The 15902-nt window shown below is 55.4% G+C and carries 12 protein-coding genes; 7 read left to right on the forward strand and 5 right to left on the reverse strand.

Annotation, left to right across the window (positions count from 1 at the left end):
• Positions 1-2 precede the first annotated feature (2 nt).
• Positions 3-704 (reverse strand): proteobacterial dedicated sortase system response regulator, encoded by a 702-nt coding sequence (gene pdsR / locus AADB16_RS03605; RefSeq protein ID WP_309044593.1) that lies wholly within the window; start codon positions 702-704, stop codon positions 3-5.
• A gap of 321 nt (positions 705-1025) precedes the next feature.
• On the opposite strand from pdsR, the gene AADB16_RS03610 reads away from it, so the two are divergent.
• The 5 genes from AADB16_RS03610 to AADB16_RS03630 are packed head-to-tail and all read left to right on the forward strand — an operon-like array spanning position 1026 to position 5262.
• A complete protein-coding gene (locus AADB16_RS03610) occupies positions 1026-3167 on the forward strand; it encodes a marine proteobacterial sortase target protein (RefSeq protein ID WP_410801428.1) in 2142 nt (713 codons plus the stop codon).
• The gene (locus AADB16_RS03615) at positions 3164-3808 is read left to right on the forward strand and encodes a class GN sortase (RefSeq protein ID WP_309044595.1); all 645 of its coding nucleotides are present in this window, start codon (positions 3164-3166) and stop codon (positions 3806-3808) included. The genes AADB16_RS03610 and AADB16_RS03615 overlap by 4 nt, the downstream gene beginning before the upstream one ends.
• A gap of 47 nt (positions 3809-3855) precedes the next feature.
• Positions 3856-4563, forward strand: coding sequence for a lysophospholipid acyltransferase family protein (locus tag AADB16_RS03620; protein ID WP_309044596.1), 708 nt, complete (start codon positions 3856-3858; stop codon positions 4561-4563).
• 52 nt (positions 4564-4615) lie between these two features.
• Positions 4616-4858: a GlsB/YeaQ/YmgE family stress response membrane protein gene (locus tag AADB16_RS03625; protein ID WP_309044597.1), complete on the forward strand. Its 243-nt coding sequence runs from the start codon at positions 4616-4618 to the stop codon at positions 4856-4858.
• Positions 4859-4860: 2 nt separating this feature from the next.
• Positions 4861-5262, forward strand: coding sequence for an MAPEG family protein (locus tag AADB16_RS03630; RefSeq protein ID WP_309044598.1), 402 nt, complete (start codon positions 4861-4863; stop codon positions 5260-5262).
• Positions 5263-5320: 58 nt separating this feature from the next.
• On the opposite strand, the gene AADB16_RS03635 is transcribed toward AADB16_RS03630, so the two are convergent.
• Complete coding sequence (locus AADB16_RS03635) at positions 5321-5761, reverse strand: OmpA family protein (protein WP_410801430.1); 441 nt, start codon at positions 5759-5761, stop codon at positions 5321-5323.
• A 193-nt stretch (positions 5762-5954) separates the two neighbouring features.
• Between AADB16_RS03635 and AADB16_RS03640 the strand changes: the two genes are divergently transcribed.
• On the forward strand, positions 5955-7403 hold the full coding sequence (locus AADB16_RS03640; protein ID WP_410801432.1) for a rhomboid family intramembrane serine protease: 1449 nt from the start codon (positions 5955-5957) through the stop codon (positions 7401-7403).
• Positions 7404-7527: 124 nt separating this feature from the next.
• Here the strand turns inward: AADB16_RS03640 and AADB16_RS03645 are convergent, their stop codons facing one another.
• Genes AADB16_RS03645 through AADB16_RS03655 form a run of 3 tightly spaced genes read right to left on the reverse strand, consistent with a single transcriptional unit; the run spans position 7528 to position 12858 of the window.
• Positions 7528-8982: a tetratricopeptide repeat protein gene (locus AADB16_RS03645; RefSeq protein ID WP_309044601.1), complete on the reverse strand. Its 1455-nt coding sequence runs from the start codon at positions 8980-8982 to the stop codon at positions 7528-7530.
• Between the two features lies 1 nt (position 8983).
• Positions 8984-9970, reverse strand: a complete 987-nt coding sequence (locus AADB16_RS03650) for an HD domain-containing phosphohydrolase (RefSeq protein ID WP_410801434.1) — start codon at positions 9968-9970, stop codon at positions 8984-8986.
• Positions 9970-12858, reverse strand: a complete 2889-nt coding sequence (locus AADB16_RS03655; protein ID WP_410801435.1) for an MHYT domain-containing protein — start codon at positions 12856-12858, stop codon at positions 9970-9972. Before AADB16_RS03655 ends, AADB16_RS03650 begins: the two co-directional genes overlap by 1 nt.
• Before the next feature lie 271 nt (positions 12859-13129).
• On the opposite strand from AADB16_RS03655, the gene acnA reads away from it, so the two are divergent.
• Positions 13130-15898, forward strand: coding sequence for an aconitate hydratase AcnA (acnA, locus tag AADB16_RS03660; protein ID WP_410801437.1), 2769 nt, complete (start codon positions 13130-13132; stop codon positions 15896-15898).
• The last annotated feature ends 4 nt before the right edge of the window (positions 15899-15902 follow it).

The raw sequence follows: 15902 nt of genomic DNA on the forward strand, positions 1-15902 counted from the left end.
GTTTATAGCTCACGGGCGTTCCAGCGATAACCCATGCCGTAGGCGGTCTGGATACTGTCAAAGGCGCTGTCGATCTGCAGGAATTTGCTGCGGATGCGTTTGATGTGGGAGGTGACGGTGTTGTCATCCAGGTGCGTGTTGGCGGCTTCCATCAGTTGATCGCGGCTGCGCACGTGGCCGGGGTGCTGTACGAGTGAGTGCAGCATCCAGAATTCGGTCACGGTGAGGTCTATGGCGTTGTCATCCCAGGCTACGGTCATGCGATCCACGTTCAGGTCGAGGCGACCACGTTTCACGATTTCATCCGGTTTTTGCAGGGCTTCTGCCCAGGCGTCTGCCCGGCGCAGCAGGGCGGTCACTCTTGCCAGCAGGTGTTCTATGCTCATGTCTTTGGTGACGTAGTCGTCCGCGCCCAGGCGCAGGCCGTGTACTGAGTCTATGTCGCTGTCGCGGGCGGTGAGGAAGATGATGGGCAGGGTTGCGGATAGCGAGCGCAGGTCCTGGCACAGGGTGAAGCCGCCTTCGGGTTCGTTGCCCAGGCCTACGTCGATGATGGCGAGGTCCGGGAGGCTTTGGCGCAGGACCTGCCAGGCGGAGGAGCGATCACCGTAAGTGGATACGCGATAGCCGCGGCGTTCGAAGGCGGCGCGGTAGTTGTCGCGGATGGCGGGTTCGTCTTCTATCAGGACGAGGTGTTTTTTCATGATTTTGGCTGTTGTTTGTGGGCGTTGGGGTCTATTTAAACACGGGAGGCGTTTAGAACAAGGGTAGCTTGCGGTGTTGCCATAATTCATCATTTTTTGTTCGTGGAATGTTTGATTCTGCCATGGGGGTGCCTTTTTGGGTTGGTGAAATGGCTGTGTCTGATTTAGTCATGTAGCCAAAGGATTATTGCCATGATGTTTTCTTCTCTGTCCTCTCAGCATAGTGCCTTCCCGTTTTGCTCTAGTCCGCCCACCCGAGCGGCTGAAGCCCCTCCCGAAACACGCTGTGAATACGTCCGTGTACGCTCGGCTGCGCCATCCATGGCTCCGCACGGTTTCGGGAGGGGCTTCAGCCGCTCGCGCGGGCTCAGTGCAGGGCGCGCGATTCGTGTTCGGCGCTTTATGGAAGGGGTTAGTTTGTGGATGGCTATGTTGCTGGTTTTGTTTGTGCAGCCGATTTATGCAGAAGCCAACACCGGCAATGAAGATTCCGCAGGAACGCTGCACTTTGTGGACGGTAAAGGGCAGTGGCAGGAACCCGCTTTGGTGCTGGGGAGTGACTTTGATGTTCGGGTTAGTGGGCTGATTGCAGACAGCAAGCTGGTGCGAACGTTCAAGAACACCAGTGATGACTGGCGAGAAGGGGTGTTTGTTTTTCCGCTGCCGGAGAAGGCCAGTGTTTATGGGCTGACCATGAAGGTGGGGGAGCGCACGATTGTGGGGGAGGTTCAGCCCCGCGAAGAGGCGAAGAAGACTTATGAGGCGGCTCGGGATTCCGGGCGTCATGCGGCGACGGTTGAGCAGCAGCGGCCGAATTTGTTTACCACTCGGGTGGCGAATATTCCTCCGGGGGCTGAGGTGAGTGTGGAGCTCAGTTATCAGCAGTTGGTGAGTTATCGGGATGGGGTGTTTGAGTTGAGTGTGCCGACTACGCTGACGCCCCGGTATATGCCGGGTGAGCCTTTGGCGGTGGCGCCGCAGCAGTGGCAGGGTGGTTGGGCTGTGCCTACTACCGAGGTACTGGATGCGGATGCGATCAGTCCGTTTACGGTGGATGTGGCGGATGTTGCAGCGGACAGTCACAGAGCTTCAGTCAAGTTCACGATTGATGCCGGGCTGCCGTTGGCGCAGGTGTTCAGTCCCAGCCATCAGGTGGCGACTGAGCAGGATGGTCAGGTGGTGACGGTAGAGCCACAAGCCGGGGATATTGTGATGAATCAGGATTTTGTGATTCGTTGGCAGCCTTTTGCGGGGCAGGAGCCGGGCGCGGCTGTGTTCCATCAGCGGTGGGAAGGGGAAGATTATTTGTTGGCGATGCTTGTGCCGGGACGGGCGGGTAAAACCCGGTTGCCACGGGAGCTTACGTTTGTGATCGATACCTCGGGCTCCATGGCTGGGGAATCCATTCGGCAGGCGAGGGAAGCGCTGCAACTGGGGTTGGAGACGCTGGCGCCGGGTGATCGGTTCAATGTAATTCAGTTCAATTCACAGCCCCACGCCTTGTTTATGCAGCCGGAAATGGCCACAGCCAATAATCTGGCTCGAGCGCGGCAGTATGTGAGTGGGTTGAAAGCTGACGGTGGAACGGAAATGGCCTCAGCGCTTACGTTGGCTTTGCAGGGGCAAGGCAAGAGCACAGGTGAACGGCAGGAAGATGCAGTAAGAGTGCGTCAAGTTGTGTTTATGACGGACGGTGCGGTTGGCAATGAGTCGGCGCTGTTCAGCCAGATTCGTCGCCAGTTGGGTGATCACAGGCTGTTTACCGTGGCAATAGGGTCGGCGCCTAATATGCACTTTATGCGTGAGGCCGCGCGCTGGGGGCGTGGCAGTTATACCTCGGTGCAGGATCTGGCCGATATGAGCGGTCCTTTGGCCAGGTTGTTTGCAGCCATGGAAGCGCCGGTGATGACGGATATTCAGGTTACCTGGCCGGGGCAGTCTGCAGCGGCAATGGAAGACAGCTTTCCGCAGCGGCCCGGTGATTTGTTTCAAGGTGAACCCTTGTTGCAGGTTGTGCGTGGAGTAACACCTGCCGGTAAGCTGAGTGTGTCTGGTCGGTTGCCGGGTGGTGGAAGCTGGCAGCAAAGCCTGGAGTTGCAGCAGGCGGCTTCAGGTGCAGGGCTGAATCGTTACTGGGCGCGGGAGAAGATCGACAGCCTTCTGGACGATGCCCGGATAGAGGGGCAGGAGCCGGATAAAGAGAGAATCACCAAGCTGGCGGTTGCCCATAACCTGATGTCGCCCTATACGAGTTTCGTGGCGGTGGATAAAACACCGGTGCGGGCTGCTGAAAGCGCTTTGTTGAAAGATAATCTGCCTACGCTGCTACCTGCAGGAAGTCAGCCGGGCATGGCGCGCTACCCGCAAACCGCAACCTTTGCGCCTCTGATGATTGCCTTGGGTTTGCTTGGTTTGATGCTTTCGCTCGCAATTGCCATGCTTCAAAGACGGGTATACCCATGAGCCGTTCGCTGCTGTTGTTGATCACAAGCTCTGCCTTGTTGCTGGTATTCGGGCTTTGGGTACCGATCAAGGCTGTTGTGGCTCAGGAACTGCTGGAAATTGCCTGGGCTGAGAGCCAGGCCAGGCAAACTGAATCACGGCCCTGGCCCTGGGCAGATACCTGGCCGGTGGCAAAATTGTCGATGCCGGAGCTTGGTGATTCGATGATCGTGCTGGCGGGTGTTCATGGGGAGAGCCTGGCCTTCGGGCCGGGGCAAATGATGGGTGGCAGCGGCTCTGGGAGTGCGGTTGTTATTGCCGGCCACCGCGATACCCACTTTCGGCCTCTCAAACACCTGGAACCTGGCAATGAGCTTCGGTTGCAAGGCCGGGACGGGCGCTGGCAGGGCTACCGGGTGAGTGCAACAAGAATTGTGGATAGCCGTTCGGAATTCATCGATACTCATAAGTTACCTGCGGGCACTCTTTTGCTGGTTACCTGTTATCCCTTCGATAGCATGGATGCGGGCGGTCCCCTACGTTATGTGGTGGAGGCCCATGCAGACGATGCAGCCCGAGTAGCCGGTGTAGAAGGTGCTCATAGCCAAGTCCGGTATAGTCCGGCCGTATTGGATAAAATTGACACTGTTGCAGGCCTATAAACTTGGCGTACACTTGTGCGCCAAAATCCTGAGGCAGAGTTTTTCGTATGGGCTTTATCAGAAATTTTCTGGCTTGGCTGAGTGTTCCAGTGCTTTGCATACTCGCCCTGCCATTTTTTATTGTCCGGCCGTTCAATCCGGACAATAACCGGCTTCTGGCCATCGCATTGGCGCGAACCGGCCGCGCAATACTGGGCATGGAGCGACCGGTGGAAGGTGTGGAGAACATGCCTCAGGATCGCCCTGTGGTGGCAATTTGTAATCACCAATACAACGATGATCTTTTTGTGGTGGGAGACTTGGTGGCGCCGCGCACCGTAACGGTGGGCAAGTCATCACTGGTCTGGGTTCCATTTTTTGGCTGGGCATTTTGGCTGGGGGGGAATGTGATATTGAACCGTGCCCGTTCCCGCAAAGCTGTTGCAGTCATGCAAGCTACCAGCGAGGCAATCACCCGCGAGAATAAGAGCCTGTGGGTTTTCGTGGAAGGTACCCGCAGCAAGGGGCGTGGGCTGCAGAAGTTCAAAAAAGGTGCTTTCTATGCAGCGGTGACGGCCGGGGCGCCAATTGTTATGGTGTGTGCTGCTGAATATCGCAATAAAACGTTTGGTTGGCAGGGTAGGCGCGAGCCTGTGCCTATGCGGATTCTGCCTCCGGTAGAAACCACAGGGCTGACCACCGAGGATGTTCCAGCGCTGATTACACGTTGCCATAAAGAGATGGCAGAGGCGATTGCTGAACTGGGTCGGGCGTAATGGCTCTGATTAACGAACTCCTTAAACAACCCCCCTCAAGGAGGTGCGAACAATGAACCTGATTTTCTTTCTGATTATTGGTGGTTTAGCTGGCTGGCTTGCCGGTGTGATTATGAAAGGCCGCGGTTTTGGCGTATTGGCCAATGTGGGTATTGGTATTGTTGGCTCATTCCTTGGCGGTTTTGTGTTTCGCCTGCTTGGCCTGGCAGCCCAAGGCGCTATTGGAGAGCTGGTAACTGCGACAGTAGGTGCGGTATTACTATTGGCGATTGTCAGTCAAATAAGGAAGAGCTGAGCATGTTGTTACCAGTTACCGGAGTGTTTGCTGCTGTACTCGGTATATTGATGTTGGTGCTTTCAGGATACGTTGTGAAGTTTCGCCTGAAGTATAAAAAAGGCATAGGCGTTACTGATGACGCTGATTTTCAGGCGGCGGTTCGCGCCCACGGAAATCTGGTGGAGTACGCTCCCATCGGGCTGATTATGCTTGGTATTGCGGAAATGAACGGTGTGGCGAGCGGTCTTATTTACTGGACAGGCATGGCCTTGGTGGTAGGTCGTCTTCTTCATGCCTGGGGAATGATTAACGGCCATGGTGAGGAGCACAAAGCGCGGGCTCTTGGCATGGTTCTAACTTGGCTGTCCATGCTGGTTGCGGCAATTTTGTTGCTGTGGAACGTGTGGCAGGTACACGGCTAACTGATCCAGAGACACGGCCCGGGGCTGCTCAAATTGCTGGCCCCGGGCATCTCTCTTCCTAAAGCGCTTTCGCCATCTCTCTGGTCAGATACTCAATCTCAACCCGGCGGTTAGCGGCTCTATCTTCCTGTTTTGTAAAGGGTCGGGCTGATCCCCAGCTTGCAACCAGAATGCGGGGTTCAGCAATCCCCTCCTGTACAAGAAGCTTCACAACCGCATTTGTTCGCAGTCGGGACAGGAAGTGGTTGTAATCCTCGGCTCCAAAATTGTCAGAGTGACCATGAATCCGAACGCTCACCGACGGGTGCAGTCTCAGGTAGGCAGCGTGTTGCCTGATAATTTCGGTGTCTTGGCTATCCAGTGTGTGTTTGTTGAAACCGTAGTGAAACCTCATCCGGTGTGGGCGCTTGCCTTCGGCCATGAGGGTAGCTGCATTAAAGCCGGAAGCGACGGCAGCTTTGGCAATCAACTCTGGGTTGTCCAATACGAGTACAGTCATCTGCAGTATCCTTGGTTCAGACCTCTGGTTTTTCTTGTTATTCCCGCTCACTATTACCCGAGACAGAAATAACGGTAATTAGCGGATGGTGTAGTGTGCCATCTCGCTGAAAATCATTTAAGCGCGAAAACAAGACACTGGTATGATAGAAAACAGTTTTTCAGGGACAGATTATGATGAATTGTGACCGCCCATGTTGATTATTCCTGCTGAGAACGCCATTAACTGGAAGCGCCCGCCCTGGGTTACCCTCGGGTTGATGCTCACCTGCATGCTGGTTTTCCTGTTTTATCAGGGAGGGGACAGCCGCAAGCTTGAGCAAGCTGTGAGTGAGTATCTGGATGCAGGGCTGCACCAGCTGGAAGCACCGGCATATGAGGACTTCCTGCAGCGGGAAATTCGCTTTGAAGGCCAGGAAGACCGGGTTTTTGAACTGCAACAGTTTCAGAAGCTGAGGGAAGAGGGCGAAGACTTCTGGCTCTCCGCCAGCCTGTTGATGGATCGCGAGTTCTATCAGTATTTGCTTCAGAATAGTGATGTGATCTGGGCCCCCGCAGAGCGAAGGCACTGGTTCGAGCAGCGCGCCCTTATTGAAGAAACCTATATTCAGCGCCTGAGTGCCCAGCAGTTAGGCCTGATTCCCGCAAAATTGTCTTTGTACACGCTGATTACCTACCAGTTCCTGCACGGCGGCTGGGGGCATATTATCGGCAACCTGCTCTTCCTGTTCCTGCTTGGATTTACCGTAGAAAAGGCCCTCGGCCCTGGCCGCTTTCTATTGGCCTATCTGGCCTGTGGCGCATTGTCGGGGGTTGTTTTTACTGCCTTCTCGCTGGGGAGCTTTGTTCCCTTGGTGGGCGCCTCCGGCTCTATTTCCGGGCTGATGGGAATGTATGTGGCCATCTACGGCCTGCAGAAAATACGCTTTTTCTATTTCCTCGGCGTGTACTTCAACTACTTCCGGGCACCTGCCATAGCCATACTGCCGGTGTGGCTGGGCAAGGAAATCTACGACTACTGGTTTGCCGGCGCAACTGGCATTGCCTACATGGCCCACGCTGGCGGGTTGCTTGCAGGTGCAGGCCTGGTATGGCTGCTGGGTAAAAGCTGGTTGCAGGTACGCGAGGAATTTTTTGAGCCGGAAGAAGATGAGCAAGACGAGCGTTTCACTACCGGGTATGCCCAAGCCATGGCCAGCCTTGGCCGCATGGATTTCGACCTGGCTCGACGCCAGTTTGAGGCCCTGCGTGAAACCTACCCCGACAGGCCCATCTTGCTAGAGCACCTTTACAACCTCGCCAAACTGCGCCCGGATTTACTCGAGTACCAGGTCCGTACCCGCGATCTGATGAACGATTCGCTGAGCCGCCGTCAGCCAGAGCAGATGATAGCTGTGTGGCAGGAGTACCTGAGTAAAGGCGAAAGCCATAATCCCCTTGCGGCGGAAGATCATAACCGGGTGTTATTCGCCAGCCTCAAACAGCACGATCTGAAAGCCGCAGAGAAAGCCTTTGAGCGGCTGCGTGGAGCGGATGATCCATTATTGACAACTGAGGCGTGCAGATTGCTCGCCGAAGAGTTTGAAAAGCTCCAAATGGCACCGAAGGCTAGGCATTATCGCCAGTTGCTGCAGGCTGGCTAAATTCGGAGGTAGCCAGGAGGGTGAGGGGAGGCCCTTCCAAAACACGCTGTGAATACCTCCCTGTACGCTCGGCTCCGCCATCCATGGCTCCGCACGGTTTTGGAAGGGCCTCCCCTCACCCTCCCTAATCTGGCACTGCGAATGACGCCTTTGGGCCTTTAAGCAGTTCTTTCTTCTCAGCTTGCTCCAGAAACACCGGAACTTGCTCATGCAACGGGTGATTCACGCAACGCTTTTGGATAAACGTCAGAAAGGCCGTTGCCTTTTCCCACTGGCCCATTCCGTTGGCAAGAGTTTGAGCAACCAGCAAATAAGCAGGAGCCAGCTCGTCGCTTTCCGGAAAACGCTTGTGGAAGTCCTGTAGCAGTTTTAGAGCCAGCTTGTATTGCCCCCGCTGATACAGGCAGCGCGCGGAGCGAACGGCCAGTTCCGGCTCATCCAGTTTGAAACCAGGCTCAGCCTCTTCAAGCAGGCTCACAACAGACGCAATACCTTCGCCGTCGTTGCGGTCTGCCAGCCAGCCAAGAATCCGTGGGTGGTATTGGTAGAGCTCAGTGGCATCATTCCGGGCGACCAATAGCTGGTATAGCTGGCCAATACGCAGAGGGTCCTCACGGTTGCGCTTCAGTGCTTCCTTCAGCATGCCCTGTACCCGGTCGTAGTTGCCGTCCTTCAGGTTCATATCAATGTCGGCGTCAAAGCGCGCACCACGATCCCGCTGGTGCATATCCACATCGGTGGAATCATCCTGAATATCTGAGGCGAAACCCAGCTCTTCCTGGTACTGGAATAACAGGTAGCCAAGCATATTGAACAGAATCAGCGTGAAGGTACTGTTCAGAAAGCCGGATAACGGCTGTGAAAACCAGAAAGGAAAATGGTTGTAGGCAAAATCCTGAGCCACACCCGAGGCCAGGGTAAGCAAAATCAGGTAACCGTAGAGCAGGAAGTAGGGGGTGCCGATACGGGAAATAAGCACCGCCAGATTCATTGGGTTTACCGCCGCGCCCACAGAGCGCTCCATGGCCAGCACCATAATGCTCGCGGGCATGGCCAATACCACGAATGCGAGCGCCAGCAACATCAGCAAGGGGCCGCCCACCATAGCGGCTGCGCCTATCAGACCGCCCATTACAATGAAAACCAGCAGCTGGAGAATAACAATATTGAACCCACTGCCAGTAAAGGCGACTGACACGCTGGGTGGATTCAGATGGCCCTCGGCTGTGTGATTGATCACCGCATAGGTGTACTTGAAGAGTGCCAAGGCCAAAACCAGCCAGATCAGTATGCCGATCAGGTTGGCGGGAGCAACAAGGGGTACCAACGTGCAGATCGCAATGACGATCAGTGGATCTGTATGAAACGGGTAGCGGAAAAACGCGCCGATTCGGTTCCAGAAAGGCACCACTTCGGTGGCGGCTCCCATATAGCGCATGGCCTTACTACAAGTTGGGCAAAGTGCACGGCGCTGGCGTGTGTCGGCATCGGGCATGCAGCGGCTGCAATAATGCATCTGGCACTCGCTGCACTGCCATTTGGCAGGGTCGCCTGGGTGATAGTGACAATCGTGTTTCATGTTAGGCATCCTGCCATTGGGCGCGAATTTTCAATATGTCGGGCAGGCACTGGAAAAATGCCTCAACCAAATCCGGGTCAAAGTGCTTGCCGGCCTGCTCGCGGATTAGCCTGGTGGCTTTGTCTATGGGCCAGGCGCTTTTATACGGGCGCTCGCTGGTGAGCGCGTCGAATACGTCAGCCAGTGCAACAATCCGGGCTGATACGGGGATGTCTGTACCCTTGAGGCCTTTGGGATAACCGCTGCCATCCCATTTTTCATGGTGGTTCAATGCCACTTCCCGGGCCATATCGAGCAGGCTTGAGCCGTCATCGCCAATAATCTCGGCCCCTATTGTTGGGTGTGTCTGCATTACAGCCCACTCATCTGCGTCCAGTTTTCCCGGCTTTTGAAGAATGGCATCGGGTATACCGATTTTGCCCACATCATGCATGGGTGCCGCATTCAACAAGGTGTCAGACCAGGTTTCACCAAACCCTGCCTGCAGTGCGATCAGTCTGGAGAAGTGGCTCATGCGGATAACGTGCAGCCCCGTTTCGTTGTCTTTGTATTCAGCAGCGCGGCCCAGACGTTGCACTACGGCCAAGCGGGTCTTCACCAGTTCATCCATTCGCACCAGCGATAAGTGGGTTTTTACACGGGCCCTTACAATGGCTGCATTTACGGGTTTGGTAATGTAGTCCACAGCGCCAAGCTCAAACCCTCGGGTTTCGTCGTCAGAACCTGACAGAGCGGTGACAAAGATAATCGGGATGGTGCTGGTTCGGCTTTCGGCCTTGAGTGTTTCGCACACAGTGTAGCCGGACATACCCGGCATCATAACATCCAGAAGAATCAGGTTCGGCTTTTCACTCCGCGCTAGCTCCAGCGCGCGCTCACCGTCTTTTGCGAACAGCAAACGATACTGATCAGACAGTATGTTGCGGAGCACCTGGAGGTTTGCAGGCTCGTCGTCTACCAATAGAAGAGTCTTGGTGTCATTCAACATCAGGAGAATTCCAGGGTCTTTCGAAAGCTGATTAATATTTCCGCGGCTTTTTCCGGCTCGAACTCATCCAGCATCAGGTCCATGGCTTTCGAGCAGTCAGCTGGAAGCCCTGGCTTGAGGCTCTTGATATCTTCGTCGGGCAATTCGCCGTGGCTCAGGCGTTCGATCACATGGTTTAGCAAGCGTGTATCCAAGGCAGTCACCGGTGTTTCCGTCACTATTTCAGGCGGGGCGGGCTGTTGTTTGAGCCAGACAATGGCAGCGTCAAAGCGTAACTGCACGTTTTCCCATAAGGATTCAGGTGCAGGATTCCCGGTTTTGAGTACGGCTTCCAGCTCTGCCAACACGCTGGCGAGTTGGTTGAACCCAAGATTGCCGGCAATACCCCTGAGTCTGTGGGCGGCAGCAGCCTGATCACCTGCCTGGCTACGAAGTGCACGGGGTTGGTTGCCAGGCTCGTTCAGGAAGCGCGTAGCTGCGTTCTGATGCTTGGCAGCGTCCGGCCAGAGGTGGCGCACTGTGCCTTGGTCGATGACTGCACCCATATTTTGGCTTGTGATTTGTTCGGGGCCGGCGCTATCGATGCCTAACACGATCGCTATTTCGTGGGTCAGCTGCGGCATGTTTATGGGTTTGGTTGCAAAGCCGTCCATGCCTGCTTTTGCGGCTTCCCGGCGATCAGATTCCAATACGCTGGCAGTCAGGGCTATCACTGGTGTGTAGGCTCGGTGTTCGGTAGTTTCGATCTGACGAATGGCGCGGGTTGCATCATGGCCATTCATTTCGGGCATCTGCACATCCATCAAAACCAGATCAAAGGCTTCGCGGCGATAAAGATCCAGAGCCTGCTTGCCATTGTTGGCAGTGGTCACCTGGTGGTTTCGCTGGGTCAGCAGTGACGATAGAAGCTCAAGGTTTTGTGCTACGTCATCAGCCACCAGAATTCGCAACGGTGGCAGAATCACCTCTTGCTCGGAATGTTGATCGTCATCCACCGGCTCACCTTCGGAAATAGCCAGGGTTACCTGGAAAGTGGAGCCTTTGCCGGGGGTGCTGGTGACGGTAATCTCTCCGCCCATGAGTTCCGCCAATTGTCGGGCGATGGTGGTGCCAAGCCCGGTGCCCCCGAAACGGCGGGTCATACTGGAATCGGCCTGGGTGAAGGGCTCAAAGATTTTATCAAGGCGGTCGGCAGAGATGCCGATGCCGGTATCTTCCACCAGAATGAGCACTTTCTGTGGTTCTGGATGCTTGACCCGCAGGGTGACCCCTCCGGTTTGCGTGAATTTCACTGCGTTGCTTAGCAGATTCAGTATTACTTGCTGAATGCGTAGAGGGTCGCCCTTGAAATAATCCCCTGCCTCAAAATCCAGATTAAGGTAAAGACCCTTGCGGTTTGCAAGGAGCGACTGGGTGGCGATGACCTGTTCACAAAGGTGCCTGAAATTGAAACTTCGGGATTCAATCTCAATGTGACCACCATCCAGCTTGGCAGAGTCCAGAATGTCGTTAAGCAGGCTCAGTAGCGACCTGGCGGAAGCCTTAACTACGCCTAAATGCCGTGCCTGGCGCTCTTCCAGGGGCGTGTCCAGTACCAGATCGGTGAAGCCAATGATGGCGTTCATGGGCGTGCGAATCTCGTGGCTCATGTTGGCCAGAAAGGCGGTTTTAGCTGCAGCAGCTTCTTCCGCCAACTCTTTGGCTTGCCGCAGTTCGGTTTCCATCTTGTGACGTTCGGAAATGTCCGTTAAAAAGCCAACGAAGGTGCTTATGCCGCCCAGCCGGGATTCGCCAATGGCGAGGAGTACGGGAACCTGGTGGCCATTCTTGTGAAGGGCCCACACCTCCCGGTTGGAGCCGATGATCTTGGGCACACCGGTACGCAGGTAGTTTTTCAGATAGCTGTCATGGGCATCCCTATAGGGGTTGGGCAGCAGCATCATCACGTTTTTGCCGAGGACCTCTTCTGCCTGGTAACCCAAAATTCGCTCGGCAGATTCGCTGAACGACAGCACAATACCGCGGTCGGAAAATTTCACTATGCCATCTACCGCCGCATCCAGAATGGCCTGTATTTCACTCGTGGCTTCCTGGCTGCGCCTCATGAGTGCCCAGTAGCGCGCCACAGCGTTCACACTGGCGGCCAGTAAGCTGAGGCTCACCGTAATGAAAGCAATGGTGAAGGCAAGTGCAGTTTGGCGGTTGCTGCCGGGCAGGAACCCCGGCTCCGGCTCGCCGATAAAGCGAGCGGCTTCCATGGCCGTGTAGTGCATACCCGCGATGGCAAGACCCATTACGGCACCGGCCAGGAGCCGACGTTTGTATCCGCGCATGCGGGTTCTGCGCCGCAAACCGAAGCTGATCCACAGGGCTAAGGTGCCAAGTAGCACCGCAACCACAATAGAGAGCACGAACAGCAGAGGGTCGTATCTAAGCGCCGGCCCGATCTCCATCGCTGCCATACCCAGATAATGCATAGTGCCTATGCCGGCCCCAACGATCACGCCTCCACCAATCAAACGCGCAGGGTTAAGGTCATGTCGAGCGAGCAGGCTGAGGGCCACCCAGGATGCGAACAGGCTGGGTGCTGCCGATAGGGCGGTGATCCAGGGGTGATAGTGAACATGGGCAGGCATCTCGAAGGCCAACATGCCTATAAAGTGCATGGACCAGATACCGAAACCCAGGGAGGCTGAGCCGCTGATTAAATGCAGACGCTGCAGGTGCACAGTTGTGCTGCGCCGGGCCGCTGCCGCCAGGGTGAGCGCCAGATAGGAAGCACCTATGGCAATGGCCAGCGATAGCACTACCAGACCAGTCTCATATTGGCCCGACACCAGCTTGTCGGCTGCCGGATTGAGCACGAAAAAGTTATCAAGCGCCAGCAAGCGGGATACCTTCAGGGGGCTAAGTGTGTAGGAAAAGCCTACCTTAACTCTCAGTGGGGGGGCCGCAAATCGAATTTTGTATAAATTTTGTAGTTTGGCAATCATCCCCCTGAATACCGAACATTCATGGGCGTGACCTTGAACTATAATTATTCGATGCAATAGTTATACAAGACTTCACATTCCCTGACTTTTGCGCCAGCCTGCTTGTCTGATGTCGCAGTGTAGCTTGTAAAAGTGCTCGGATCATGGCGAACAATGGAGGCACAGTATGTCGAACAATAGCCTTGGAAAAGATAGCCTGAACACACTCAGCAGCTTGAGTGCAGGCGGTAAAACGTTTCACTATTACAGCCTGCCCAAAGCGGCAGAATCCCTCGGTGATCTAAACCGACTCCCCTTCTCATTGAAAGTGCTCCTCGAAAACCTGCTTCGCAACGAAGATGGCGTAACCGTGGATCAAAGCCACGTTGATGCCATGGTGCAGTGGCTGAAAGATAAGCGCTCAGACACCGAAATCCAGTTCCGCCCAGCGCGGGTGCTGATGCAGGACTTTACCGGCGTACCCGGTGTGGTGGATTTGGCAGCCATGCGCGAGGCTGTCAAAAAGGCCGGTGGAGATCCGGCCGTGATCAATCCCCTGTCCCCTGTGGACCTCGTGATTGACCACTCGGTGATGGTGGACGAGTTCGGCACGGCAAGCGCTTTCGGGCGGAACGTGGAAATCGAGATGGAGCGCAACCAGGAGCGCTACGAGTTCCTGCGCTGGGGCCAGCAGGCCTTTGATAACTTCCGTGTGGTTCCACCTGGAACCGGCATTTGCCATCAGGTAAACCTCGAGTACCTGGGCAAAACTGTTTGGCACAAGGAGCAGGGTGATAAAACCATTGCCTATCCGGATACGTTGGTAGGTACAGACTCCCACACCACCATGATTAACGGCCTGGGCATTCTTGGCTGGGGCGTTGGTGGTATCGAAGCAGAGGCCGCCATGCTTGGCCAGCCAGTATCCATGCTGATACCGGAAGTAGTGGGCTTCAAGGTTTCCGGCAAGCTGCGTGAAGGCATCACTGCTACGGATCTGGTTCTTACCGTGACCGAAATGCTGCGCAAAAAAGGCGTGGTTGGAAAGTTTGTGGAATTCTATGGTGACGGCCTGAAAGACATGCCCGTGGCAGACCGTGCCACCATTGCCAACATGTCTCCGGAATATGGCGCGACCTGTGGCTTCTTCCCAGTGGATGAGCAAACCCTGAAGTATTTGCGCTTGACCGGTCGTGACGACCAGCAAATCGAGTTGGTTGAGGCCTATGCCAAAGCCCAGGGGTTGTGGCGTGAGCCAGGCCACGAGCCGGTGTACACGGCGACGCTGGAACTCGACATGGGCGATGTAGAAGCCAGTATGGCCGGGCCGAAACGGCCGCAGGATCGGGTCGCACTGAAAAACATGAAAGCGGCGTTCGAACTGTTGATGGAAACATCTGAGGGTGGCCCGGATGCGCCCGATAAGCGTGAAATGGAGCTTAAATCGGAAGGCGGGCAAACCGCCGTGGGCGTTGATGACAGCTATCATCATCCCTGCAGTCGGGAAATCACTCTGAATGGGCAGGATACCCGCCTGGATCCGGGCGCAGTCGTGATTGCGGCTATCACCTCCTGTACCAACACGTCTAACCCCAGTGTGATGATGGCGGCTGGTTTGGTGGCCCGGAAAGCGGTGGAGAAGGGCTTGACCACCAAGCCTTGGGTGAAAACGTCACTGGCGCCGGGCTCCAAGGTGGTCACAGAATACCTGGCCGCAGGCGGATTTCAGGATGATCTGAACAAGCTGGGCTTTGACTTGGTAGGCTACGGCTGCACAACCTGCATCGGTAACTCTGGCCCGTTGCCGGATTCGGTTGAAAAAGCCATCACGGACGGTGATATCACAGTAGCCTCTGTGCTGTCTGGTAACCGTAACTTCGAAGGGCGCATACACCCGCTGGTAAAAACCAACTGGTTGGCGTCACCTCCTTTGGTTGTTGCCTATGCGTTGGCTGGTAACGTGCGATTGAACCTGCAGAAGGATCCTCTGGGTAAAGACCAGGATGGTAATCCGGTGTACCTGAAAGACCTGTGGCCAAGCCAGCAAGAAGTTGCTGAGGCTGTGGAGAAAGTCAAAACTGACATGTTCCGGACTGAGTACGCGGCGGTGTTCGATGGCGATGCTACCTGGCAGGCCATAGAGGTGCCTGAAACCAAGGTGTACAAGTGGTCAGAAGATTCTACCTACATCCAGCATCCGCCTTTCTTTGAAGGTATGGGCCCGGAGCCAGATCCGATTGAGGATATTTCCAACGCAAATATTTTGGCACTGCTGGGGGATTCCGTGACAACGGATCACATCTCGCCGGCCGGCTCATTCAGCGCCGATAGCCCCGCAGGCAGATATCTGCAGGAGCGCGGTGTTGAGCCGGGCAACTTCAACTCTTATGGTTCCCGCCGGGGTAACCATGAGGTGATGATGCGGGGCACCTTTGCCAACGTACGTATTCGTAACGAAATGCTGAATGGTGTTGAGGGCGGTTTCACCAAGTTCGTGCCCACCGGGGAGCAAATGGCGGTTTATGATGCGGCCATGAAGTACCAGGAGCAGGGCACACCGTTGGTTGTGATTGCTGGTAAGGAATACGGAACCGGCTCAAGCCGCGACTGGGCAGCCAAAGGCACTCGCCTGCTTGGAGTTCGTGCGGTGGTGGCAGAATCCTATGAGCGAATCCACCGCTCCAACCTCATTGGCATGGGTGTGATGCCCCTGCAGTTCCCGGAAGGTACGGATCGAAAGAGCCTGAAACTGACTGGAGAAGAAACCATCAGTATCAGTGGGTTGTCCGGAGATATAACACCGGGCCAAACGCTGACCATGACGATCACCTACAAGGACGGCTCAACCGCGACTTGCGATCTGAAATCGCGGATTGATACTGCAAATGAAGCTGTCTACTTCCATCACGGCGGCATCTTGCACTATGTGGTGCGTGAAATGCTCAAATCTGCCTGAACTA

Origin of the sequence: Marinobacter sp. KMM 10035, from assembly GCF_046537445.1 — a bacterium.
Taxonomy (GTDB): domain Bacteria; phylum Pseudomonadota; class Gammaproteobacteria; order Pseudomonadales; family Oleiphilaceae; genus Marinobacter; species Marinobacter sediminicola.

What these genes read in the sequence shown, in the direction of transcription:
- AADB16_RS03610 (WP_410801428.1), top strand. Translation starts at nt 1,026, where the DNA reads ATGGCTCCGCACGGTTTCGGGAGGGGCTTCAGCCGCTCGCGCGGGCTC.
- pdsR (WP_309044593.1), bottom strand. Translation starts at nt 704, where the DNA reads ATGAAAAAACACCTCGTCCTGATAGAAGACGAACCCGCCATCCGCGAC.
- AADB16_RS03635 (WP_410801430.1), bottom strand. Translation starts at nt 5,761, where the DNA reads ATGACTGTACTCGTATTGGACAACCCAGAGTTGATTGCCAAAGCTGCC.
- AADB16_RS03615 (WP_309044595.1), top strand. Translation starts at nt 3,164, where the DNA reads ATGAGCCGTTCGCTGCTGTTGTTGATCACAAGCTCTGCCTTGTTGCTG.
- AADB16_RS03630 (WP_309044598.1), top strand. Translation starts at nt 4,861, where the DNA reads ATGTTGTTACCAGTTACCGGAGTGTTTGCTGCTGTACTCGGTATATTG.
- acnA (WP_410801437.1), top strand. Translation starts at nt 13,130, where the DNA reads ATGTCGAACAATAGCCTTGGAAAAGATAGCCTGAACACACTCAGCAGC.
- AADB16_RS03625 (WP_309044597.1), top strand. Translation starts at nt 4,616, where the DNA reads ATGAACCTGATTTTCTTTCTGATTATTGGTGGTTTAGCTGGCTGGCTT.
- AADB16_RS03650 (WP_410801434.1), bottom strand. Translation starts at nt 9,970, where the DNA reads ATGTTGAATGACACCAAGACTCTTCTATTGGTAGACGACGAGCCTGCA.
- AADB16_RS03645 (WP_309044601.1), bottom strand. Translation starts at nt 8,982, where the DNA reads ATGAAACACGATTGTCACTATCACCCAGGCGACCCTGCCAAATGGCAG.
- AADB16_RS03640 (WP_410801432.1), top strand. Translation starts at nt 5,955, where the DNA reads ATGTTGATTATTCCTGCTGAGAACGCCATTAACTGGAAGCGCCCGCCC.
- AADB16_RS03620 (WP_309044596.1), top strand. Translation starts at nt 3,856, where the DNA reads ATGGGCTTTATCAGAAATTTTCTGGCTTGGCTGAGTGTTCCAGTGCTT.